Source organism: Leucobacter sp. VD1, from assembly GCF_037150695.1.
Lineage (GTDB): Bacteria > Actinomycetota > Actinomycetes > Actinomycetales > Microbacteriaceae > Leucobacter.
Map to the genome: position 1 here is coordinate 312,556 of NZ_JBBCPO010000001.1, position 21,556 is coordinate 334,111.

At 67.9% G+C, this 21,556-nt stretch carries 18 protein-coding genes; 14 read left to right on the plus strand and 4 right to left on the minus strand.

Features of this window, described 5'->3' with window-relative positions:
* The first annotated feature begins 205 nt into the window (after positions 1 to 205).
* Positions 206 to 1,570, plus strand: a complete 1,365-nt coding sequence (locus tag WFL22_RS01575) for a hemolysin family protein (protein WP_336991190.1) — start codon at positions 206 to 208, stop codon at positions 1,568 to 1,570.
* On the plus strand, positions 1,567 to 2,613 hold the full coding sequence (locus WFL22_RS01580; protein WP_336991191.1) for a hemolysin family protein: 1,047 nt from the start codon (positions 1,567 to 1,569) through the stop codon (positions 2,611 to 2,613). The genes WFL22_RS01575 and WFL22_RS01580 overlap by 4 nt, the downstream gene beginning before the upstream one ends.
* Before the next feature lie 80 nt (positions 2,614 to 2,693).
* Here WFL22_RS01580 and WFL22_RS01585 read toward each other — a convergent pair whose 3' ends face one another.
* Positions 2,694 to 3,281 carry a hypothetical protein gene (locus WFL22_RS01585; RefSeq protein WP_336991192.1) on the minus strand — a complete coding sequence of 196 codons (588 nt, stop codon included), beginning with the start codon at positions 3,279 to 3,281 and terminating at the stop codon, positions 2,694 to 2,696.
* A 147-nt stretch (positions 3,282 to 3,428) separates the two neighbouring features.
* On the opposite strand from WFL22_RS01585, the gene WFL22_RS01590 reads away from it, so the two are divergent.
* Positions 3,429 to 4,640 (plus strand): serine hydrolase domain-containing protein, encoded by a 1,212-nt coding sequence (locus tag WFL22_RS01590; RefSeq protein WP_336991193.1) that lies wholly within the window; start codon positions 3,429 to 3,431, stop codon positions 4,638 to 4,640.
* Positions 4,641 to 4,730: 90 nt separating this feature from the next.
* On the opposite strand, the gene metX is transcribed toward WFL22_RS01590, so the two are convergent.
* Positions 4,731 to 5,951, minus strand: coding sequence for a homoserine O-acetyltransferase MetX (gene metX, locus WFL22_RS01595; protein ID WP_336991194.1), 1,221 nt, complete (start codon positions 5,949 to 5,951; stop codon positions 4,731 to 4,733).
* A 188-nt stretch (positions 5,952 to 6,139) separates the two neighbouring features.
* Here metX and WFL22_RS01600 point away from each other — a divergent pair, with 188 nt between their 5' ends.
* Positions 6,140 to 6,994 carry an EamA family transporter gene (locus tag WFL22_RS01600; RefSeq protein WP_336991196.1) on the plus strand — a complete coding sequence of 285 codons (855 nt, stop codon included), beginning with the start codon at positions 6,140 to 6,142 and terminating at the stop codon, positions 6,992 to 6,994.
* Positions 6,995 to 7,046: 52 nt separating this feature from the next.
* Here WFL22_RS01600 and WFL22_RS01605 read toward each other — a convergent pair whose 3' ends face one another.
* Positions 7,047 to 8,369, minus strand: coding sequence for a bifunctional o-acetylhomoserine/o-acetylserine sulfhydrylase (locus tag WFL22_RS01605; RefSeq protein WP_336651455.1), 1,323 nt, complete (start codon positions 8,367 to 8,369; stop codon positions 7,047 to 7,049).
* A gap of 133 nt (positions 8,370 to 8,502) precedes the next feature.
* A complete protein-coding gene (locus WFL22_RS01610) occupies positions 8,503 to 9,828 on the minus strand; it encodes an amidase family protein (RefSeq protein WP_336991197.1) in 1,326 nt (441 codons plus the stop codon).
* A gap of 108 nt (positions 9,829 to 9,936) precedes the next feature.
* Here WFL22_RS01610 and WFL22_RS01615 point away from each other — a divergent pair, with 108 nt between their 5' ends.
* The 10 genes from WFL22_RS01615 to WFL22_RS01660 all read left to right on the plus strand — a co-directional run bounded on the left by WFL22_RS01615 (position 9,937) and on the right by WFL22_RS01660 (position 21,376).
* A complete protein-coding gene (locus tag WFL22_RS01615; protein ID WP_336991198.1) occupies positions 9,937 to 10,710 on the plus strand; it encodes an SDR family oxidoreductase in 774 nt (257 codons plus the stop codon).
* A gap of 5 nt (positions 10,711 to 10,715) precedes the next feature.
* Complete coding sequence (locus tag WFL22_RS01620) at positions 10,716 to 11,405, plus strand: uracil-DNA glycosylase (protein WP_336991788.1); 690 nt, start codon at positions 10,716 to 10,718, stop codon at positions 11,403 to 11,405.
* A gap of 182 nt (positions 11,406 to 11,587) precedes the next feature.
* Positions 11,588 to 12,166 (plus strand): 50S ribosomal protein L25/general stress protein Ctc, encoded by a 579-nt coding sequence (locus WFL22_RS01625; protein ID WP_336991199.1) that lies wholly within the window; start codon positions 11,588 to 11,590, stop codon positions 12,164 to 12,166.
* 114 nt (positions 12,167 to 12,280) lie between these two features.
* Positions 12,281 to 12,904 carry an aminoacyl-tRNA hydrolase gene (gene pth / locus WFL22_RS01630; RefSeq protein ID WP_336991201.1) on the plus strand — a complete coding sequence of 208 codons (624 nt, stop codon included), beginning with the start codon at positions 12,281 to 12,283 and terminating at the stop codon, positions 12,902 to 12,904.
* A complete protein-coding gene (gene mfd / locus WFL22_RS01635) occupies positions 12,901 to 16,611 on the plus strand; it encodes a transcription-repair coupling factor (RefSeq protein ID WP_442918949.1) in 3,711 nt (1,236 codons plus the stop codon). Before pth ends, mfd begins: the two co-directional genes overlap by 4 nt.
* 153 nt (positions 16,612 to 16,764) lie before the next feature.
* On the plus strand, positions 16,765 to 17,526 hold the full coding sequence (locus WFL22_RS01640) for a MazG nucleotide pyrophosphohydrolase domain-containing protein (RefSeq protein ID WP_336991202.1): 762 nt from the start codon (positions 16,765 to 16,767) through the stop codon (positions 17,524 to 17,526).
* Between the two features lie 121 nt (positions 17,527 to 17,647).
* Positions 17,648 to 18,955, plus strand: coding sequence for a histidine--tRNA ligase (hisS, locus tag WFL22_RS01645; protein ID WP_336651449.1), 1,308 nt, complete (start codon positions 17,648 to 17,650; stop codon positions 18,953 to 18,955).
* Positions 18,956 to 19,088: 133 nt separating this feature from the next.
* Positions 19,089 to 20,369, plus strand: coding sequence for a phosphopyruvate hydratase (gene eno, locus WFL22_RS01650; protein WP_336651448.1), 1,281 nt, complete (start codon positions 19,089 to 19,091; stop codon positions 20,367 to 20,369).
* 30 nt (positions 20,370 to 20,399) lie between these two features.
* A complete protein-coding gene (locus WFL22_RS01655; RefSeq protein WP_336991203.1) occupies positions 20,400 to 20,885 on the plus strand; it encodes an FtsB family cell division protein in 486 nt (161 codons plus the stop codon).
* Complete coding sequence (locus tag WFL22_RS01660) at positions 20,882 to 21,376, plus strand: DUF501 domain-containing protein (RefSeq protein ID WP_336991204.1); 495 nt, start codon at positions 20,882 to 20,884, stop codon at positions 21,374 to 21,376. The genes WFL22_RS01655 and WFL22_RS01660 overlap by 4 nt, the downstream gene beginning before the upstream one ends.
* The last annotated feature ends 180 nt before the right edge of the window (positions 21,377 to 21,556 follow it).

Consider the following 21,556-nt stretch of genomic DNA (forward strand, 5'->3'; position numbering starts at 1 on the left):
GTGGCCCGGACCGGCTCCGTAGCCGGTATCCAATAGACAAGCCTACGCCTTTCGCAGACCCGATGGGCAATGACTCTCAGGAACAACCCCCACTCCCGACTGCTAGGATCGGGAGGGCTATGGACGCAGACTCTCGAAGACCTTCGGACCCCCCGAGTACCTGCCGCGCTGACGCGCGGCCCTCCGCATCGCCGAGGAGCCGCCAGTGAACGACTGGCTCCTGCTCCTGATCGGCATTCTCCTCACCGCAGGCACCGGCATTTTCGTCGCCGCGGAATTCTCCCTCGTCGCCCTCGATCGCCACGATCTCGAACGCCGCCGTGCTGCAGGCCAGCGCGGGCTCGACCGTGTGATTCGCGGGTTGACGCGCACCTCGACGCACCTCTCGAGTGCGCAGCTCGGCATCACCCTCACCACGCTGCTCGCCGGATACACGCTCGAACCATCGATCAGCAGCTTCCTCGATATGCCGCTCGCAGCACTCGGCGTGCCTGAAGGCCTGCGACGCGCTATCAGTGCCCCCCTCGCGGTGGCGCTGGCGACGGTGTTCTCGATGATCGTCGGCGAACTCGTGCCGAAGAACTTCGCGCTCGCCAAGCCGCTCGCCACAGCACGCGTGGTGATGCCGGCGCAGGCGGCGTTCACGACCACGTTCAAGCCCGCCATCGTTGTGCTCAACGGCAGTGCGAACGGCATCTTGCGCGCCATCGGTATCGAACCCAAGGAAGAGCTGTCGGGCGCGCGATCCGCTGAAGAGCTCTCCTCGCTCGTGCGCCACTCGGCGAGCGCCGGCCTGCTTGAAGCCGACACCGCCACCCTGCTCGACCGCACCCTGCGATTCTCAGAGCTCACCGCCGCAGATGTGATGACGCCGCGACTGCGCATCGAAAGCCTCCAGCGTCTCGAACCCGCGCAGGCCGTGCTCGAACTTTCCGGCCGCACCGGCTTCTCGCGTTTTCCCGTCATTGATGAGGATCGCGACGACGTAGTGGGGGTTGTGCACGTGAAGCAGGCCGTCGCCGTGCCCCGCAACAAGCGCGGCGAGGTGCCCGTCGCGGCACTCGCCGAAGATGTGGTGCGCGTGCCGGAGACCATGCACCTCGACCACCTGCTCGAAGCGCTGCGCTCGTCTGGCTTCCAGCTGGGCATCGTGGTCGACGAATACGGCGGCACCGCCGGCATCGTGACCCTCGAAGACCTCGTCGAGGAGATCGTCGGCGAAGTCGCAGACGAGCACGACCGCGCAGCCGCAGGCGTCGTCGGCACCGCCGAGCAAATGACGTTCCCCGCCGATCTGCGCCCCGACGAGGTGCGCGACCAGACCGGCATCGACGTGCCAGACGACGACGCCTACGACACCGTCGCTGGCTACGTACTGCGCGAACTGGGCCGTATCCCCGACCCGGGCGACGAAGTGGCGCTGCCTGATGGCGGCACTCTGCGCGTCGAGCGCATGGACGGGCGACGCATTTCGCGCCTGCGCTACACGAGCCCGCCCATACCCGCAGACGAAGCCGACGGAGCCGGCGAAGCCACTGAGGCCCGCGAAGCACGGGAGGAGCGCCCATGAGCGACTGGATGGGAATCGTCTGGCTGGTCGTGCTGCTCGCCGCCAACGCCTTTTTCGTCGGCGCTGAGTTCGCCGTTATTTCGGCGCGCCGCTCACAGATCGAACCGCGGGCCGAAGCCGGATCGAAGCGCGCGAAGACCGCGCTCTACGCGATGGAGCATGCCACGCTCATGCTCGCCACCAGCCAGCTCGGCATCACGGTGTGCTCGCTGCTGATCCTGAACGTCTCTGAGCCTGCGATCCACCACCTGCTCGAGGGGCCGCTCGCCTGGACCGGGCTCAGCCCCGAAGCTGTGTCTATCGCCGCCTTCGTGATCACGCTGCTGCTTGTGTCGTACTTGCACGTCGTGCTCGGTGAGATGGTGCCCAAGAACGCAGCTTTTTCCATGCCAGACCAGGCGGTGCTGCTGCTCGCGCCACCGCTCGTCGCCGTGTCCCGGGTGCTCAAGCACATCATCGCCGCGCTCAACGCGGTCGCGAACGGCACCCTCAGGCTCTTCGGCGTCGAACCGAAGTCTGAAACCACCAGCACCTACACCCTCGAAGAAGTCGCGAGCATCGTCAACCAATCGACTCGCGAAGGCCTCCTCGAAGACCGCAGCGGCACGCTCACCGCGGCGTTCGAGTTCACCGAGAAACGTGCAGAAGATCTGCTCGTACCGCTCGACAGGCTCGTGGTGCTCCCTGCAGGGGCGACCCCGCTCGATGTCGACGCCGCGGTTGCACGCCACGGCTTCTCGCGCTACCCGATCGCGGACCCCGCCGGAGGGCTCGACGGTTACGTGCACATCAAGGATCTGGTGCGGCTCGGCGAAGACCGCATCGCTCAGCCCATTCCGGGCAAGCGCATCCGCGCAATGATGTCGATCCACGCCGGCACCGAGCTGGAAGATGTGCTGGCACGCATGCAGGCCCGTGGCATCCATCTCGCCCGCATCTACGACGGCGACGGCGCAGACCTCGGCGTGGTCTTCCTCGAAGATGTCATCGAAGAGCTGGTGGGTGAAGTTCACGACGCCACACGGCGCAGGCGTTTCGACTGAACGGCGATCCGCGATCCGCAAGCCTCATGAGAGGGGCGGATCGCGGATCTCCCGGTCACCGCACGCTGTGTGCGCCGGTGTCAGTGCGCGGCGAACACCACATGCGCCGCAAGCTCGTCAGCGAATGCTGAGTCTTGGGCAAACAAGGGATTATCGGGCACGCTCAACCGCACATCGAACTCGACAGTGTCTTCGGTGAGTGCCGTGGGCGTCACCCGCAGCGTCGTATGCGGCCGCACCACGCCCCCGGCCGAAAGCGTGCCCACAGCGCTGACTGTGGCGTTCTCGCTCATATCGCGCCGCAACGCAGTCGGCTCAGTCAGTTCGAACGCCGCATCAGGCAAGCCCGCCGCGTGCATCCGCAGCTTTGCCTCCGTGATCACCCCATCGAAGAGCACGATGTAGCCGCTCGTCGAGAGGGAGTCACCGATCAACGCCGACAAGCGACCGCCGCCCGCATCGGTGAGCAGGTGCGTCTCAACAGCGTCGTACACCTGCTCGGTTGATACCTCGAGCAGATCTGAGCCCGTCGCCGCACGCAACTCGGCCACCTGATGCGCCACCGACGATACCGGAGCGCAAGCCGTCAAACACAGCGGCAGCGCCGCAGACACCGTTGCGACCGCGCGGAAAGTGCGCACAGAACGGCGCGACGACACAGCAGTCACGATGGCCCGGCTCCTCTCGCGAACGTTCAATACCCGGTGAGACTACGCCGCCAAAGTGAGAGGGTGGTGGGAGGGCACCCAGGATCAGCCGTGGCCCGATCCGCCCCTCCCATATTCTTCGGAAACCGCGACCACCCAGGAGGATCCATGCGCGCATCGCAGGTGCTGGCGGCGTCCGTAACCGCCGCCGCAGCCATCGCCGGGGGCGCATGGCTCTGGCGCCACCAGGGCGAGATCGCCACCCGGCGGCCGATCAACGAGTGGACCTTTACCCACATGCACCGCGTGATGCCCATCGAAGAGGTGCGCCGACCCGCCTGCAGCCGAGCGCTGCCCGCCACCCCACAAGCCCTCGCTCACATCACCTACACCTTCGACGGCCGCGAATACAGCCTCGAACAGCTGCACCGCCGCACCCACACCACAGGATTTCTCGTGCTGCACCGCGGCATCCTCCTGCACGAAAGCTACCCCGGCGCCTTCGCCTCGCCGAGCGCCCGCTTCCAGCTGTTCTCCCTCACCAAATCAGTGACCTCGATGCTGCTCGGCATCGCCCTCGAACGCGGTGAACTCGCCTCCACCGAACAGCACGTCGCAGACCTCCTGCCCCAACTCGCAGGCACCGCCTACGAGGGCGTCACCGTCGCCCAACTGCTCGACATGCGCAGCGGCGTCGGTGGAGTCGAAGACTGGACCATCCCCGACGCACCCATCCGCCGCTTCGAAACCGCCGTCACCACAGGCGGATCCGTGCTCGACGTCATCCGATCCACCCCGCGCGTCACCCCAGCAGGCACCGCCTTCAACTACTCCACTATCGACACTCACGTCCTCGGTTGGGTGCTCGAAGCCGCCACAGGCCGCAGCATCGCCGCCTACGCCCAGCAGCAGCTCTGGCGGCCCATGGGCGCCGAAAGCGACGCCTTCTACTTCCTCACCCGCGGACACCCCCGCACCGCCCTCGGCGGCGGATCGCTCAACGCCACTCTGCGCGACGTTGCACGCGTGGGCGCGATCATGGCAGCCGGAGGCCGCGTCGGCGACGTGCAACTCGTGCCCGAAGCGTGGGTCGCGCGCAGCCGCGGCTCCGATCTGCCGCAGCTGCAGCCCGGCGCACTCGTCGGCGGCGGCTACGCCCACTACGGCTACTCCAACCAGTGGTGGACGCTCGGCGGCGAAAGGCGCGCCTTCACCGGCCTCGGCGTACACGGCCAATACCTCTGGGTCGACCCCGACAGCGAGACCGTCATCGTGAAGACCAGCGCCTGGAACACCGCCGACGACGAAGCGAAAGACCGCGAGACCTGCGCCGCACTCGCCGCCGTGGTCGAGGCAGTCGAAGCGGTCGAGGGGCGCTGACAGGGCGAGGATGGCTCGGCGGCTCGGCGGCTCGGCGGATCGGCGGATCGGCAGATCAGCTGAGCGGGTGATCCGCTGATCCGCTCATCCTCAGTCCCTCGGTCCTGACACCGCGAGCAGGCGGCGCAGCTGCTCACCGACCCGCTCGAACTCGATGAGGAAAGCGTCGTGCCCGAATGGGGAGTCGATGCGCGTCGCCCGGTCGCAGTCGAGGCTGCCGGGGGTATGGCGGGCGATCTCATCCTGCCCCTCGACGGTGAAGAGCCGATCGCTCGGGATCCCAAGCACCAGCGTGGGCAAGTCGAGCGTCGACAGCGCCGCGCGCACCCCGCCCCTCCCGCGCCCCACATCGTGCGAGTTCATGGCCTGCACCAGCGTGACATAACTGCCTGCATCGAAGCGGCGCGTGAACTTGTTGCCATGAAAATCGAGGTAGCTCTCCACGGCGAAGCGGCCACCGCCACCCAGCGGGCTCACCGCCGACTGCCACGCCCGCCCAAAACGATCATCCAGCTCGGTGTGACTGCGATAGTTCAGCAGCGCGAGCCGCCGGGCCGTCGCAAGACCGTGATGCGGGCCCACCCCATCAGGGGCGTCATAGTAGTGACCGCCCCGGTAGAACGGGTCGGAGCGGATCGCCTCAAGCTGCACCAGGTTGAGGCCGATCTGATCCGCCGTCGTCACCGGGGGAGCCGCGATCACCGCCAGCCGCTCCGTGCGCTGCTGATGCGCGATACCCCACTCCAGGGCGTGCATCCCACCCATCGACCCGCCGATCACCGCGGCAAACCGTTCGATACCGATCTCATCGGCGAAGCGCGCAGCAGCCGCCACCTGGTCACGGATCGTGAGATACGGGAACCGCCCGCCCCACTCCTGACCGTCAGGGTCAAGGCTCGCCGGCCCCGTCGAGCCCTGGCAGCCACCCAGCACATTCGGTGCGATGATGCAGTAGCGACTCGTGTCGAGCGGGCGACCAGGCCCAACGATCTCACTCCACCAGCCGTCCGTCGGATGGCCGGGTCCGGCAGGGCCCACGAGGTGGCTATCCCCGGTGAGCGCGTGGAACACGAGGATCGCGTTGTCACGGCGCTCGTTCAGCTCACCGAACACCTCGTAGGCGATCCGCACATTCGGAATCTCCGCACCGGCCTCCGTGGTGAGCGCGCCGATTCCCACGAACTTGCGCTCGCCAACAGGGTCACCGTCGCGCCACCCGCCAGAGATCGGCGGCCGCCCCATCAACGCCCGCAACTGCGCGTCGGTGATGAAATCGGTGGGGAACGAGTCCTCGGGGGTCTGCCAGTCCATAAGTCACCATTCTGCCCGGGTCGGAGTCGGCGCGGGCGAATGTTACGTGATCACGGCGCTGGTGCCCTGCCGTCGATATGGGATCCGCCGCAGATATGCCCGATTCCGGCCCTGACGCCATATCCTCGGCAGATCCCATAGCGATGGCTGCCCGAGAAGAAGGGGGTGCCCGCCGATAGGGTGCTGGGGTGACCGCCGCCCAGCCCTTCCGCATACCTTCGAGCCTGCTGGCCGTTGCCGCCATCTTCAGCGTGCAATTCGGCAACGCACTCGTCGGCTCGCTGTTCGCGCAGGTGGGGCCACTCGGCGCCGCCGCTCTGAGGCTCGGCCTCGCAGCCCTCATCCTTATCGCCATCGTGCGCCCCAAGGTGCGCACCTGGACCGGGCGCACCTGGCTCGGGGTGGCGCTGCTCGGGATCGGCATGGCAGGTATGAACGTGTGCATCTACTTCGCCATCGCCGAGATCCCCCTCGGCCTCGCCGTGACCATTGAACTCATGGGGCCGCTGGCCGTGGCGGCAGCCAGCATCCGGCGCTCCGTCGACGCGGCCTGGGTGGTGCTCGCGGTGGTTGGCATCTTGCTGCTCGGTTTCGACACGAGCGGGGCGGTGACGCTGCGGGGTGCCCTCTTCGCTGCAATGGCGGCCGCCTTCTGGGCGCTCTACATCATCGCATCCGCGCGCACCAGCGCGAAGGTGCGCGGAATCGATGGTCTCGTCGCCGCCGTGGTGGTGGCTGCGCTCGTGGTGGTGCCTTTCGGCACTGCGGATGCCGTGGCGGCCGTGCGGCACGACCCAAGCCTGCTCGGGGCTTTCGCGATCCTCGCCCTCATGACCAGCGTGATCGCCTATGGTCTCGAATTTCTCGCACTCAAGCGGATGTCGGCTCGGGTGTTCGGGGTGCTGTCGAGCCTCGGGCCGGCCGTCGCAGCCCTCGCCGGGTTTGCAGTGCTGCACCAGCAGCTCGATGCCAGACAGCTGCTCGCGATCCTGCTCGTCGTCGCGGCGAGTGCCGGTGTCGTGGCGACCTCACGCGCGGTCTGAAAAAGCTGCAGGGGCCCGGGCCGAAGCCCGAACCCCTGCAGTGCGGCGATGATTACGCGCGTGCGTTCGACTCGGCCACGATGCGGCGAGCGGCGGCGAAGCCCTGCTCGAGATCGGCCTTGATGTCGGCGATGTTCTCGAGGCCCACCGAGAGGCGCACAAGACCGGGGGTGACGCCGGCGGTGAGCTGCTGCTCGGGGGTGAGCTGCGAGTGGGTGGTCGATGCGGGGTGGATCACCAGACTGCGCACGTCGCCGATGTTTGCGACGTGGCTGAACAGTTCGAGGCTGTTGACGAAGGCCTTGCCGGCATCGACGCCGCCCTTCAGTTCGAAGGAGAGCACCGCGCCCACGCCCTTCGGTGCGTAACGGTTGGCGAGCGCGTACCAGGGGCTCGACGGCAGGCCCGAGTAGGAGACGGTGGCGACGTCGTCGTGGTTGTCGAGCCACTCTGCGACGTCCTGAGCGTTCTGCACGTGGCGCTCGATGCGCAGCGACAGCGTTTCGATGCCCTGCAGCAGCAGCCAGGCACTGTTGGGGGCGATCGCCGCACCCAGGTCGCGCAGCAGCTGCACGCGCGCCTTGATGATGTAGGCGATCGCGTCGCCCACGGCACCCGTGTAGCTGACACCGTTGTAGGAGGGGTCAGGTTCGGTGAGGCCGGGAAAGCGGTCGGCGTGCTGCGACCACGGGAAGGTGCCGCCGTCGACGATGACCCCGCCGAGGGTGGTGCCGTGGCCGCCGAGGAACTTCGTGGCCGAGTGCAGCACGATGTCTGCGCCGTGCTCGAAGGGGCGCACCAGGTAGGGGCTGGCGACGGTGTTGTCGATGATGAGCGGCAGGCCGTTCTCGTGCGCAACGTCGGCGACGGCGCGGATGTCGAGGATCGCCGAGCGCGGGTTCGCGATGGACTCGGCGAAGAACAGCTTCGTGTTGGGGCGCACGGCGCGCTGCCAGGCGGCGGGGTCGTCCTGATCCTCGACGAAGGTCACCTCGATGCCGAGCTTCGCGAGTGAGTACTTGAAGAGGTTGTAGGTGCCGCCGTAGATCGAGCTCGACGAGACGATGTGGTCGCCGGAGTTGGCGATGTTCAGCACGGCGAAGGTCGATGCTGCCTGGCCGCTTGCGAGTAGCAGTGCTGCGGTGCCGCCTTCGAGTGCGGCGATGCGTTCTTCGGCAACCGCCTGGGTGGGGTTGGTGATGCGGGTGTAGATGGGGCCGAGCTCGGCGAGCGCGAAGCGGTTCGCGGCCTGTTCGGTGTCTGCGAACACGAAGGAGGTGGTCTGGTGGATCGGCACGGCGCGTGCGCCGGTCTCGTCGGGCTGCTGACCCGCGTGGATCTGCTTGGTTTCGAAGGACCAGTTCTGCTCGGTCATGGATGCTCCTCGGTGAGTTCGGTACGTGGGGGTGTACGGCGACGGTTCGCTCGGATGGGCGATGCACATGAGACTACGAAGCGCGCCTGGGAACGGCAATGGTGTGCGACACGCCGCGTAACGTTGCGCCGATTCACGCCCCTGCGAGCGCCGCTTCGATGATGTGCGCGAGCCCGAGCGTGCGACGGTCGTCGAAGCGGCGGCCCTGCAGGGTGATACCGACGGGCAGCGCGCCCGCGGTGACGGGCGCGGGCAGGGTGACCATCGGGGCTCCCAGGATCGTGCCCTGAGCGGTGTTGCGCGTGTAGAGCGGAAACAGCGGAACCTGCTGCCCGAAGTGGGTGACGGTGCCGCCTGTGTCGAGCGGAGGAGCGGGGGCCGGTGTGCTGGGGAAGAGCAGTGCGTCGACGCGCATCGCATCGTGGATCAGCGTGGCCGTTTCTCGTGCGGCGAGGGTGCGCGCTTGCGCCAGCGCGTAGGCCTCTGGGGAGGTGGGGGAGCGCAGTTCGGCCTGCAGGATCGCACGCACATCATCGCTGGCGACGCCGTTGACGAGTCGTTCGAACGCGGTGACGGGGTCGAGTGCGAGTGCGCGGGCGGCAGCGTCGCCGAGGAGACGACGCGACTCCCACATCACGAGCGGGGCTTCGGCGGCGTCGCACAGTTGGAGCACTTCGGCATAGTCGATGGGTACGAGCTCGAAGTGCTCGTCGAGTTTGGTGAGGGCTGCGTCGAAGGCAGCGCGGGTTGCGGGGTGCAGCTGCGCGCGCAGCTGTTCTGGCAGGCCGAGGCGGGCGGGCCGGGTGATGGTGGTGGCCGGGCGGGTGTCGTTCACCACGATGCGGTCGATGCGGTCGGCCTCACTCACGGTGCGGCAGAAGATACCCGGGGTGTCACGGGTGGTGGACAGGCCGAGGATCCCGTCGGTCGACCAGCGGCCGGTGCTGGGGCGAAACCCGACGATCCCGCAGTGGGCTGCCGGGATCGAAACCGACCCGCCGGTGTCGGTGCCGAGGACGAGTTCGACGGCGCCGCCCGCGACGGCTGCGGCGCTGCCACCCGATGAGCCTCCTGCGGAGTGGCCCGGGTGCCCGGGAACCCCGACGGCCCCGAATGCGGCGTTGCGGGAGGTGACGCCGAAGGCGAGCTCGTGCATGTTCGTGGTGCCGACGACCACGGCACCTGCTCGGCGCAGCTGCGCGACGATTGCGGCGTCGGCGGGTGCTGCTGCGGTGTCGAACACGGGGCAGGCGGCGGATCTGCGAAAGCCGCGCACTGCGATGTTCGCCTTCACGGCGAGCGCGAAGGGGGTGTCCGGCGCGGATGCCGGGAGGGCGTCGAGTTGCGCGGCGATGTCGGCACGGTCGGCGAGCTGCGTCCAGGTGGCTGCATCCGGGGCGGCGATGGGGTTCACGTTCGACATGACGGCGGCCTCGGTCTCGACGTTGAAGTGGGGCAAGCGGCTGGTGCCCTCATGATAGACGAGCCGGTGGACGGGGGAAGGCGGGGCTGGGACGGTGCTGCTGGCCCATAGGATTGGCGCTGAGCGGAAGAGCGGGGGAGCAGGATGCTGCGGAGAGTGGTGGTAACGGGCGCAAGTTCGGGGATCGGAGCGGCGACGGTGCGCCGTTTCGCCGAGCTCGGTTGGCAGACTGTCGCGGTTGCGCGGCGAGAGGATCGGCTGCGTGCGCTCGCCGCCGAGACCGGAGCCCACCCGATCGTGTGCGACGTCACCGATGAAACTCAGGTGGCGCGCCTTGCCGCCGAGGTCGCAGAGACCGGCGGTGCGACGGGCCTGGTGAACAACGCGGGCGGTGCGCTCGGCACCGAGTCGGTGGAGCACGCCGTGAACGACGACTGGCGGCGCATGTTCGAAGTGAACGTCATCGGTCTCAGAACGGTAACCGCAGCCTTGCTGCCGGTGCTGCGCGACGGTGCTCGTCGCAGCGGATCCGCATCGATCCTCAACCTCACCTCGACCGCCGGCCATGACGCCTACCCGGGCGGTGGCGGGTACAACGCGGCGAAGTATGCGGCTCACGCAGTGACGAACGTGCTGCGGCTTGAACTGGCCGGCGAGCCGATCCGCGTCATGGAGCTCGCCCCGGGTCTCGTGCACACCGAGGAGTTCACGCTCAACAGGCTGCGCGGCGACGCCGCAGCAGCGGCGAAGCCCTACGTCGATGTCGAGCCGCTGCAGGCCGACGATGTGGCGCGGGTGCTCGTGGGTGCCTTCGAGCAGCCGCCGCACGTCAACCAAGACCTCATCGTGCTGCGCCCCGTAGCCCAGTCGAGCGTGTTTCACACGCACCGGGGCCCGCTCACGCCGAAGGGGCAGTGAACGCGGTGGCGATGACGCTTGCCGAGCTCGCCGAGCACGGGCGCATCGCGCCCGACTGGGCGGAAGCGCTCGCACCGATGGGTGACCGACTCACCGAACTCGGCCGCTTTCTCAACGCCGAGCGGGCCGAGGGGCAGCAGGTGCTGCCCGCGGGGGAGCGGATCCTTGCGGCCTTCCAGCGCCCCCTCGCCGAGGTGCGGGTGCTGATCGTGGGGCAGGATCCCTATCCTACGCCGGGCCACCCCATCGGGCTCTCCTTCGCCACAGCACCCGAGGTGCGCCCCATCCCGCGCAGCCTGCAGAACATCTACCGCGAGCTGCACGACGATCTCGGCATACCGCCCGCCACCCACGGCGACCTCACGGCGTGGGCTGACCACGGCGTGATGCTGCTCAACCGAGTGCTCACGGTGCGCGCCGGGGCGCCGGCCTCGCACCGAGGGAAAGGCTGGGAGGCGTTCACCGAGCACGCGATCCGCACCCTCGTGGACCGTGGGGGGCCGCTCGTGGCGATGCTCTGGGGCAATGACGCGCGCGCTCTCGGGCCGATGCTCGGCGCAGTGCCGCGGATCGAGAGCCCCCACCCCTCACCGCTGTCTGCCTCACGCGGATTCTTCGGGTCGCGCCCGTTCAGCCGGGCGAACGAAGCCCTCGTGGCACAGGGAGCCGAGCCTGTCGACTGGCGACTCGCGTAACCGCGAGCACCGGCCAGCGCATCGTGTAGAATTGATGGCTGTACTTCGGCGAGGGGCGCGCATGCGCCCGTGATCGACGCGGTGGAGCCTCTTGCGGGCCCTTCTGACGCGCCACACGGCGAGACATATCATGCAGGCGGGCCACCCGCCTCAGTTGGGCGCAAGCCCGCAAGGAGAACATCATGAGCGAGAAGAACCAGCTCGTCGCCAAGGTGCGCGACAACTTCGGCAAGGGTGCAGCCCGCAAGCTGCGCGCCGCAGGCCAGACCCCCGCCGTTGTCTACGGCCACGGCACCGACCCCGTGCACGTCTCGGTTGAGACCCACCCGCTGAGCCTCATCGTGCGTCACGCCAACGCCATCATCGAGCTCGACATCGACGGCCGCAGCGAGCTCGTGCTCGTCAAGGACGTGCAGAAGGATCCGGTGCGCCAGATCATCGAGCACATCGACCTGCTCGTCGTGAAGCAGGGTGAGACCGTCGAGGTTGAGGTGCCCGTGCACGTCATCGGCGAGTCCTTCTCGGGCACCAACGCGCTGCAGGAGCTCAACACCCTGCGCCTCAGCGTTCCCGCGACCTCGATCCCCGAGAACGTCGAGGTGAACGTCGACGGCCTCGAAGACGGCACCCAGATCCTCGCCGGTGGGATTGCACTGCCCGCGGGCGCTGAGCTGCTCGACGACGCAGATCAGCTCGTCGTGCACGTCGTCGCTCCGCGCGGCGCTGCAAGCGATGACGAGGCTGAGGCTGCTGCGGAGTAACCCTCCGATACCGATGGCCCGTCGGGTCGGCGATGCGTCGCCGCCCGGCGGGCCGTTCGTCTCTCAGGGCGAATGTCGGTGGTCTCTGCGATCATCGTGAGCGAGGAGAGACTCATGTTCTGGCAGAAGCGAAGAAAAGAGGATCGCGTGTCCGATGACAGCTGGCTGATCGTCGGCCTCGGCAACCCCGGGGCGAAGTACGAAGCCACCAGGCACAACGTCGGGCAGATGGCGCTCGACGTGCTCGCCGAGCGTATCGGCGGCCGATTCTCACCGCACCGCACCGGGTCGCGCGTGGCCGAGGGGCGGCTGCGGCCGGGCGGGCCGAAGCTGATCCTCGCGAAGTCCAACGGCTACATGAACACCTCAGGCGGCCCCGTCTCCGGGCTCGCCAAATATTTCAGCGTGCCCGCCGAGCGCATCATCGTCATCCACGACGAACTCGACGTGCCCTTCGACGCCATCAAGCTGAAGCTGGGCGGCGGTCACGGTGGCCACAACGGCCTGCGCGACATCGCGAAAGCCCTCGGCACCCCCGAGTTTCTGCGCGTGCGGGTCGGCATCGGCCGCCCGCCCGGTCAGCAAGACGCCGCAGACTTCGTGCTGCGCCCCTTCTCCTCCGCAGAGCGGCCGACCTTGGCGGTGCTGCTCGAAGACGCCGCTGACGCGGCAGAGGCCCTCGTCGATGAGGGCCTGCTAGCGGCTCAGCAGCGCTTCCACGGGAGGGCAGTCAAGTGACGCTTCGAGGTATCGACAGGCTGCTTGAAGCATCGCCATCATTCGCCCGCGCGCTGGAGGTCGCAGACGGTGCCGTTGCGAGCGACGCCGACTTTTCGATCGCCGAAGGGCTGCGCGCACCACTCATCGCAGGGCTGCTGCGGCGTCGGCGCGAAGCGGGCGACCGGGGTGCGCTGCTCGTCATCGCTGCGACAAGCCGAGAAGCAGAAGCGCTGCGTTCGGCCCTCGCCTCGCTCATGCCCGAGGCCGTGACCGCCGAGTTCCCAGCATGGGAGACGCTGCCGCACGAGCGGCTGAGCCCGAGCGCCGAAACCGTGGGGCGTCGTGCGGTGGCGCTGCGACTGCTGCGCGAACACACCGGAGCGCAGCCTCTCGTCATGGTGGCCTCGGTGCGCGCCGCACTGCAGCCCGTGTCGCCGCACGCGGCACAGGCCGAACCGCTCGTGCTGCGCGCCGGAGCGGTGCCGCTCGGTGCCGACCAGGCCGGGGGCGCGCTCGACGGCGTGGCACGCGAACTGGTGCTGCGCGCTTATACACGTGTCGACATGGTCACCAGGCGCGGCGAGTTCGCAGTGCGCGGCGGCATCCTCGACGTGTTCCCGCCCACGGCAGATCAGGCGCTGCGCGTCGACTTCTTCGGTGACGAAGTCGACCAGATCCGCCGCTTCGCCGTCTCCGACCAGCGCAGCGCAGGCGATCCGCTGCCCGAGCTCGAACTGTGGCCGGCCCGCGAACTGCTGCTCACCGACGACGTGCGCGAGCGCGCCGCCGAGCTGCTGCCGCGCTTCCCCGCGCTCTCCTCGCTGCTCGAGAAGATGAGCCAGGGCATGCCCGTCGAAGGCATGGAGAGCCTGCTGCCGCAGCTCGTGCCCGGTATCGCACCGCTCACGGCGTTGCTGCCCGCAGGCGGTGCAGTGCTCGTCGCCTCGCCCGAGCGGGTCGCCAGCCGCGCAGTGAGTCTCGCCGAGACCAACCGCGAATTCCTTGAAGCCGCGTGGAGCGCCGCCACCGCCGGTGCCGACGCCCCCGTGCCCACCGAAGACAACGGCATGCTCTCGGTCTCCGAACTGCGGGCAGCCTCGCACGGCCGCCCCTGGTGGTCCATCTCAACCTTCGTGGCCGGCGACGACGCCCCCGCACCCGGTGCGGGCGCACAGGGTGACACCGCCGGTGACGATGCTGCCGCGGTGGCTGCTGCCGCGGTCGATCCTGCCGAGCCGGATCGCATCAACGTCGCAGGCGGCCCGTTCCCGCGGCCCGCAGCAGGAGCCGACGCCACGAGCGCCGCGATCCGCCTGTTTTCCGATCGCGTGAGCGAGGGCTGGCACGTCGTCGTCACCGCGCAGGGTGTGGGCCTGGTCGAGCGTGCCCGCGACGTGCTCGTCGAAGCCGGTGCGGCCGCCCGCATCGTCGACGAACTGCCCGAACGTCTCGAAGCGGGGGTCATCTACCTCGTCGCAGGCACCGCCTGGTCGGGCTTCGCGAGCGACGAAGCGAAGCTGCTGCTCGCGAGCGAAGCCGAGTTCTTCGGCCGCGCGGTCAGCGCGCAAGCCGCCTCAGGCCAGAAGCTCGCGCGCCGCCGCGGCAAGAACGTCGTCGACCCGCTCAAGCTCGTCGCCGGCGACTACGTGGTGCACGAGACCCACGGCATCGGCCGCTTCGTCGAGCTGACGCAGCGTATGGTGCCCACAGGCATCGGCCGTGACGCAACAAAGGCGCTGCGCGAGTACCTGGTGCTCGAATACGCCTCGACCAAGCGCGGCATGCCCCGAGACAAGCTCTACGTGCCCACCGACCAGCTCGACCAGCTCTCCCGCTACGTCGGCGGCGAGGCCCCGCCGCTCTCGAAGATGGGCGGCAGCGACTGGGCCACCGCCAAGAAGAAGGCGCGCAAGGCGGTGCGCGATATCGCCGTCGAACTGGTCAAGCTCTACTCGGCGCGCGTCGCCTCGAAGGGCCACGCCTTCTCCCCAGACACCCCCTGGCAGCACGAGCTCGAAGAAGCGTTCCCCTACGCAGAAACTCTCGACCAGCTCACCACCATTGACGAGGTGAAGCGCGACATGGAGCGCTCCATCCCCATGGACCGGCTCATCGCGGGCGACGTGGGCTTCGGCAAGACCGAGGTGGCTGTGCGAGCGGCGTTCAAAGCCGTGCAAGACGGCAAGCAGGTCGCCATGCTGGTGCCGACCACGCTCCTCGCCGAACAGCACCTCGAAACCTTCCAGAACCGCTTCGCCGGGTTCCCCGTGCGGCTGCGGGCGCTCAGCCGGTTCCAGACCGACAAAGAATCGAAGGACACCATCGACGGTCTCGCTGCAGGCACCGTCGACGTGGTCATCGGCACGCATCGGCTGCTCTCTGACAACGTGCGCTACAAAGATCTCGGGCTCCTCATCATCGACGAGGAGCAGCGCTTCGGCGTCGAGCACAAAGACGCCCTGAAGAAGCTCAAAACCAACGTCGACATCCTCGCGATGAGCGCGACCCCCATCCCGCGCACCCTTGAAATGGCGGTAACGGGCATCCGTGAGATGTCCACTCTCGCCACCCCGCCAGAAGACCGCCACCCCATCCTCACCTTCGTGGGCGCCCGCAGCGACAAGCAGATCACCGCCGCGATCCGCCGCGAACTGCTGCGCGAGGGGCAGGTGTTCTTCGTGCACAACCGCGTCTCCTCGATCAGCCGCGTCGCCGCGCAGATCTCCGAACTCGTGCCCGAGGCGCGCGTCGCGGTCGCGCACGGCAAACTCAGCGAGCACCAGCTCGAACAGGTGGTGCAAGACTTCTGGGAGCGCAAGTTTGACGTGCTCGTGTCGACCACGATTATCGAGACCGGTCTCGACATCGCGAACGCCAACACCATCATCATCGACGCGGCAGACAAATACGGCCTGAGCCAGTTGCACCAGCTGCGCGGACGCGTGGGGCGCAGCCGTGAGCGGGCCTACGCCTACTTCCTCTACGACCCCGACAAGCCCCTCACCGAGACCGCGCACGAGCGCCTCGAAACGCTCGCCACCAACAACGAGCTCGGCTCCGGCATGCAGGTCGCCTTGAAAGACCTCGAATTGCGAGGCGCAGGCAACCTGCTCGGCGGCGAGCAGTCGGGCCACATCGCAGGCGTCGGCTTCGACCTCTACCTGCGCATGATCGGCGAAGCAGTCAACACCTTCAAGGGTGAAGAATCGACAGGGCCCGTCGAGCTGGTGCTCGAGCTGCCCGTCGACGCCCACATTCCAGAAGAGTACGTCGAAAGCGAGCGCCTACGACTCGAGGCCTACCAGAAGTTCTCGGCAGCTTCCCACCCGCAGGCCCCAGAAGACCACGTCACCCTCGTGCTCGAAGAGCTCACCGACCGCTACGGCGAACCCCCCGCCGAGGTGCAGCGCCTCGCCGCAGTCTCCGCGCTGCGCCGTCGTGCGGCGAAGCTCGGCCTGTCGAAGGTCGTCGCCGCCGGGCCGGCGCTGCGCATCGAGCCTGTCAAGCTGCTCGACTCGCGCCGCATGCGCATGAACCGCATGTATCCGGGCTCGCGCTACACCGAGGCGACAGGCAGCCTGCAGATTCCCTTGCCCGGTGGCACCGCCCTGGCCCGCAGCCCCCTCGCGGGTGTCGGTCAGCGTAACGTCGGCGACGAGGGCGACATCGTGGCGTGGACCGGGCGGGTGCTTGCGACGCTGTTCGAAGAGGATCCCGCTTCGTAGGCGCGATGCGCTCCGATGTGCTCTGCTGCGCTCCGCGCTGTGATCCGCCGTCCGAACGGCGGGCGTGGGCCGCTCGGTAGGTGAGCGCTGGTCGACGACGAACGCGGGGGATCGCTCACGGACCTGCCAGTCGGCGTCAGTAGGCTGGGCGGCATGGATCAGGACGTTGACGTCGACCAGACCGCCGCCCAGCATTTCTCGGCGGATGGTGGAGGCAAGGCCGCTGCCCGCGATGCGGAGGCTGTTGCGGCGGCGATGCAGACGGTGCGCACGATGGTGCGGCCGGGCGGTTGTGCCTGGCACGCGGCGCAGACGCATGAGTCGTTGACTCCGTTCCTCGTGGAGGAGACCGCCGAGTTCATTGACGCGGTGGAGCGGCAGCTGCCGTCGGATGAGGTGCGTTCAGAGTTGGGCGATGTGCTGTATCAGGTGCTGTTTCACGCCGCGATTGCCGAGCGCGACGGCGAGGGGTACGACCTCGCGGGCGTCGCCGAGGCGCTTGACGCGAAGCTGATCGCCCGCCACCCGCACGTGTTCGGTGACCGCGGTGACATGACTGTCGAGGAGCTGCATGCTGAGTGGGAGCGGCTGAAAGAGGACGCCGCGGGAGAGGATCGCGGATCGCGCGGCCCGCTCGACGGCATCCCTGCAGGCATGCCCACGCTCGCCCGTGCCGCGAAGGTTGTGGAACGGTTGAAGCGTGCCAAGCTCGTGAATCCGAGTGCGGGCGACAGTTACCCCGATGATCCGCTTGCCACGGCGATCGGGCCTGATGAGCAGCGTATGGCCGAGAACGGCATCGGTGATGCGCTGCTCGCGCTCGTGGTGCGGGCGAACGCCGCGGGTGTCGATCCTGATCGTGCGTTGCGTCTCGCTGTCGATCGTTTCACGGCCCGCGTCACTCATGGTGAGTGACCCGACGTTAGGTGAGCGGATCGCCCCACACTGCCCGCAGCGTCGTCGAGGGTGGGCTCCACCCCTCGAGCGAGCGCGGGTGCGAGCGCGCCCCGCGCCGGGCGTGGAAGAATAGGTGACCATGGCAGCACCCGTGAACCCGCCGCGCGGCATGCGCGATTTCCTCCCCGCAGACAAAGCACGCCGTGAGCACGCGCTCGGCGTGATTAAGGGCGTATATCGCGCCCACGGCTTCGACGAGATCGAGACCCCCGTTGTCGAGGATTACGCGCGGCTGCACGCTGGCCTCGGCGGAGACAACGAAAAGCTCAGCTTCTCGATCCTCAAGCGCGGCATTCGGCCTGAGGCGCTCGCCGCTGCGAGCGAGGCAGGCAACGCTGAGCAGCTCGCCGATCTTGGCCTGCGCTTCGATCTCACCGTGCCGCTCACCCGCTTCTACGCGAGCCACCGCGCTGAGCTGCCGCCGGTGTTCCGCTCCATTCAGATCGCTCCGGTGTGGCGCGCCGAGCGACCGCAGAAGGGCCGCTACCGGCAGTTCGTGCAGGCCGACATCGACGTGATCGGCGAGGCCGGCCTGCTTGCTGAGATCGAGCTGATCACGGCCACCTCGCAGGCGCTTTCGGCGCTGGGGCTTGAGGGCTGCGTGATCCGCATCAACGATCGCCGCATTCTGTTCGGCCTGCTTGAGCACTGCGGTTTCGCGACCGATACCCACGACCGCGCGCTCATCACTATCGACAAGCTCGACAAGATTGGTGCCGCGGGCGTCGTCGAAGAGCTGCGTGATATCGACGGTGATGCTGCTGAGCGGATCGGGGCTGTGCTCGCCGCTGTTGAACCCGCGCTTGCGGGGGAGGGCATCGCTCTCACCCGATCCGCTATCGAAGCCGCGCTGCCCGGTGCCGCCGAGAACCCGGGAGCTGCCGCCGGCATCGACAGCCTCGCCGAGTTGGGTGCGGCGCTCGATGGTGCGCTGCCCAGCGGGGTTGCGCTGCGCTTCGACCCCACGCTGGTGCGCGGTATGGGGTACTACACGGGCACCATTTTCGAAGTCGCTCACCCCGGCTCGGGCAGCTCGGTCGGTGGTGGCGGCCGCTATGACGGCATGGTGGGGCGCTTTCTGGGGCAGGATGTGCCGGCGGTCGGGTTCTCGATCGGGTTCGAGCGGGTGGTGGATCTCATCTCGCTGCCCGGCTCGGCCGGCCCGGAGGCTGTCGCTCTGGTCTACGACGCAGATGTGCCCTTCGCTGAGCTTGTTGCGATCAAGCGGGAGCTTGTGGATCGCGGCCACCGCGTGCGGCTCGAGAAGCGGCAGAAGAACATGAAGACCCTGCTCGCGCGCGTCGCAGAGGAGGGCTTCACGAGCTTTGCGAATGTGCGAGCCGGGTCTACCGCCGACACGCTGGAGCTGCGCACCCTCGCCGACTGAGCGCGGCCCGGGCTCGCATGCCCGCCGATCCGGGGCCGCTTCGCAGCGAGCGGGTCAGAGGCTGCCGCTACACTGGAACCGCGGTGCACACAGTGCCGTTGACCCCCGTAACAACACTCCGAAGGAGCGCATGGTGGCATTTATCGACGCGGTGATCGCCCGCGAGATTCTCGATTCGCGTGGCAACCCGACCGTTGAGGTTGAGGTCGGCCTCACCGACGATTCCGTGGGGCGCGCAGCCGTGCCCTCGGGTGCGTCGACCGGCGCCTTCGAGGCGTACGAACTGCGTGATGGTGACAAGGATCGCTACCTCGGCAAGGGCGTGACCAAGGCCGTCGACGCCGTGTTCGATGAGCTCGCGCCCGCGATCGAGGGCTTCGCCGCCGACGATCAGCGCATCATCGATGCTGTGCTCAGGGAGGTCGACGGCACCGAGAACAAGTCGCGTGTCGGCGCGAACTCGATCCTTGGTGTCAGCCTCGCTGTCGCTCACGCCGCCGCAGCCTCCGCTGAGCTGCCCCTCTACCGCTACCTTGGCGGGCCGACCGCGAACACGCTGCCGGTGCCGCTCATGAACATCATCAACGGTGGCGCGCATGCAGACACCGGCGTGGATATTCAGGAATTCATGGCTGTGCCGCTCGGTGCCGAGACCTTCTCAGAGGGTCTGCGCTGGGGTGTTGAGGTCTACCACGCTCTCAAGGCGCTGCTCAAGGAGCAGGGGCTCACCACCGCGCTCGGCGACGAGGGCGGCTTCGCCCCCGATCTGCCCCACAACGCGGCAGCACTCGATCTGATCGTCGAGGCCATCAAGCGCGCCGGCCTCGAGCCCGGCCGCGACGTGGCCGTGGCGCTCGACGTCGCCTCCTCCGAGTTCCATGAGAACGGCGTCTACACCTTCGAGGGTCAGCAGCGCACCGCGGCCGAGATGACGGCCTACTACGCCGACCTGCTCGACCGCTACCCGCTCGTCTCGATCGAAGATCCGCTCGACGAAAGCGACTGGGAGGGCTGGGCGCACATCACCGCTGAGCTCGGCGATCGCGTGCAGCTCGTGGGCGACGACCTCTTCGTTACCAACCCTGAGCGTCTTGCCGAGGGCATCAAGCAGGGCGTTGCGAACTCGCTGCTCGTGAAGGTCAACCAGATCGGCACCCTCACCGAGACCTTCGACGCTGTGCAGCTCGCGCAGCGCTCCGGCTACACCGCGGTGATGTCGCACCGCTCCGGCGAAACCGAAGACGTCACTATCGCCGATCTCGCCGTCGCCACGAACTGCGGCCAGATCAAGACCGGCGCCCCGGCCCGCTCGGATCGCGTCGCAAAGTACAACCAGCTGCTGCGCATCGAGGAAGAGCTCGGCGGTGCTGCTGCCTACGCGGGCCGCGCTGCCTTCCCGCGCTTCACGGCGTAACCGCAGCACGCGAACACGAACGGCAGCACTGTGAAACGCTGGGTGGAGGATCTCGGGGCTTGGGCTTCGAGCCTCCGCTTCAGCGGTTTCACAGTGCTCGTCGTGGTGCTGATTGCTGCTGGCACCGTTATCGTGAGCCCCAGCCTCTCCACCTTCGTGCAGCAGCGCCGAGAGATCTCGGAACTGCGCGAAAGTGTGCGCCTGCATCAGGAGGCCGTTAGCGAGATCGACGCAGAGCGGGTGAAATGGAAAGATCCCGTCTACGTGCGGTCACAGGCTCGCGACAGGCTTTTCTACGTGATGCCCGGTGAGACTCAGCTCGGTGTGGTCAATGACATCGTGCTCCCGGTCGAGTCCGATGAGGAGACCAGCCCTGAGCTCTCCCGCTTCACGAGCGACTGGGCTAGGGGTATCGCAGCCTCGTTCCTGACAGCCGGCACCACCGCAGCACCGCCAGAAGAACTCGCGGGCACCGCACCCGCACCAGACCCCACTCCCGAGGAGCCCCAGCCATGAGCCGCCCACCGTACACCGAGCCCACCGCCGCCGACATCGATGCCGTGAGCGAGCAGCTTGGTCGTGAGGCGCGTGGCGTCGTGGGGATTGCCGCGCGAGCCGCCGACGGTAGCCCGACTGTCGTTGCGACCGCGCCGCGGCTGCCCGATGGTTCACCGTTCCCCACCTTCTACTACCTGTGCCACCCGGAGGCAGTTGCGGCGGCGTCGAGGCTTGAAGCGGTCGGCATGATGAACGAGTTCAACGAGATGCTCGCCGAAGACGAAGAGGTGCGCGCTCAGTATGCTCGCGCGCACGAGCAGTACATTGCGGATCGCGACAGTGTTGGCGAGGTGCCCGAGCTTGCCGGGGTAAGCGCCGGCGGCATGCCCACACGCGTGAAGTGCCTGCACGCGCTCATCGGGCACGCGCTGGCGGCCGGGCCGGGAGTCAACCCGATCGGCGACCTTGCCCTGGCCCGCTGCGGGTGGGAAGGCTACGCAAGCGCGTAGTCTCGCCCCGCGAACGGCGGATCTGCCGGAGAAACTGCAGGCGATCCGCCCCCAAGCCGACGAATAGCGGCATGTTCTGCGGAATGCCCGCCGAAACAGCAGTGACCGCTCTCGCAAAGCTGTAGGATGGGATGTCGGGTACGACGTGCCCGGTTTTTCTGTGCCCGCGATCCGGGCATT